The organism is Rothia sp. HMSC072B04 (genome assembly GCF_001813725.1).
GTDB lineage: Bacteria > Actinomycetota > Actinomycetes > Actinomycetales > Micrococcaceae > Rothia > Rothia mucilaginosa.
The window spans coordinates 1-466 of record NZ_KV813786.1; the positions used below are offsets into that span (position 1 = coordinate 1).

Sequence of the window (466 nt, forward strand, 5' to 3'; positions counted from 1 at the left end):
GCACGAACCAGACGCGGAGAACACGCCCCCAGCAAGCCCTCCCGCTCACCTACCGCTATGACAGCGACTGCAGACGAGCCACAATCGGTGCCAGCTCCTCATGACTGTCCAGAATCATAAGAGGAATAAAAATAGTGCGGTGCGAAGCGAAGTAGAAATCCGGCACCCTGTAGGCGTCCCATGTCACGTAATCGGCGCTGGGGTAGTTGAAGTTCATAGGCAGGTCATAATCCTCCCGCTTCGCCATTGCATGCTGGTACGCCCAGCTCATTGCTCGGTGCAACTCACTACCCCGCTTAATGGGGGCAAAACGCTTCTTATATCGTGCAGCATTCGCCTTACCCAGGGGCTCCAGAGTTACCTTGGGGCTACCCGCAGCACGATAAAGGAAGGTAAAGTAGGCGCCACGGCTCGCCGGAGTATCGTAGTGGAAGGAACCATCAGACCAACCGGCGGTCAAACCCAC

1 pseudogene is annotated in these 466 nt (G+C 56.7%); it reads right to left on the reverse strand.

Annotation, left to right across the window (positions count from 1 at the left end):
- Positions 1 to 55: 55 nt before the first annotated feature.
- A pseudogene (locus HMPREF2928_RS00685) lies at positions 56 to 466 on the reverse strand (hypothetical protein); the annotation flags it as partial.